At 67.0% G+C, this 1,347-nt stretch carries 2 protein-coding genes; both read right to left on the minus strand.

Translation table 11 applies throughout. The annotated features are described in order from the left end of the window. The coding region (locus tag EU811_RS23230) for a carbohydrate ABC transporter permease (protein WP_202979360.1) at positions 1 to 878 on the minus strand (878 nt) is incomplete at its 3' end. Between the two features lie 125 nt (positions 879 to 1,003). After that, a partial coding sequence (locus EU811_RS23235; RefSeq protein WP_202979361.1) for a hypothetical protein occupies positions 1,004 to 1,347 on the minus strand: 344 nt, incomplete at its 5' end.

Here is a 1,347-nt window from a genome sequence, read left to right on the forward strand (position 1 = left end):
GGGCGGTGCCGACCTTCGTCACCGTCTTCGGCTGGCGCTTCATGCTCGCCGACGGCGGCGTCATCAACTCCATGCTCGACGCGGTGCATCTGCCCACACCGCTGTGGCTGGAGGACACCTTCTGGCAGCGGTTCGCCGCGATCATGGTCAACACCTGGTGCGGTGTGCCGTTCATGATGGTCTCGCTGCTCGGCGGCCTCGTACAGGACTCCGTCGATGGACTGCAGGCCGCCGAGCAGCGAGACCATCATGAACGGCACACCGCACCAGGTGTTGACCATGATCGCGGCGAACCGCTGCCAGAAGGTGTCCTCCAGCCACAGCGGTGTGGGCAGATGCACCGCGTCGAGCATGGAGTTGATGACGCCGCCGTCGGCGAGCATGAAGCGCCAGCCGAAGACGGTGACGAAGGTCGGCACCGCCCACGGCAGGACCAGGATGAGCCGGTAGAAGGTCCGGCCGCGCAGCTTCTGGTTGAGCAGCAGCGCGAGGCCGAGGCCGATGACGTAGTGGAGCAGCACGCACAGGGCCGTCCACACGATCGTCCAGATGAAGTGCGACCAGAAGCGGTCGTACGCGGTGGGGCCCCACAGGATGTCGGCGTAGTTGTCCAGGCCGATGAACTTGTAGGTGGCGTCGATGTGGTTGACGCCGATCGTGCGGGCCGAGTTGAGGCTCGTGGCGTCGGTGAACGTCAGGTAGATGCCCCGCGCCAGCGGATAGAGCACCAGCACACCGAGCACGACGACGACCGGGGCGATCATCGCGTACGCGTACCAGTACCGCTGGTACGAGTGCTTCATGCGCTGCAGCGGGCCGGGGCGCGGAGCCCGCTCACCGCGGCGCTTGCCGGTCGCGCGGTCGATGACGACTGTCATGATTCGACACCTTCTGGAAAATCAGGGGTTGGGCGCACGTTCTGGAGACACGGCCGATGGCCGCCGGATCCGTCCCCCCTGACCCCCGTCTCGCGGGGGCCCGGCGGATCCGACGGCCACACGGGTCACTTGCTGAAGTCGGGCACCAGCTTGGCGATCGCGGTCTCCGCGTTGCCCAGGCCCTTGTCCAGCGACTCCTTGCCACCGGCGATCTTGGGCAGTTCGGTGTCGAGGGGACCCCACAGCGAGCTGTACTCGGGCAGTGCCGGGCGCGGCTGGGCGGCGGAGAGCACGCCCTGGTAGCCGGCGATGCCCGGGTCAGCCTTGACCTCGGTGGTGTAGGCGTCGTCGCGCGTCGGCAGCGTGGAGTTCTTGAGGGCGATCGTCTCCTGGGACTTCGCCGAGGTCATGAACTTCACGAACTTGAGCGAGGCCTCCTGGTGGGCCTTGTCCGAGCCCACGAGACTAG

This window comes from Arthrobacter sp. TS-15, from assembly GCF_006964045.1.
GTDB lineage: Bacteria > Actinomycetota > Actinomycetes > Actinomycetales > Micrococcaceae > Arthrobacter.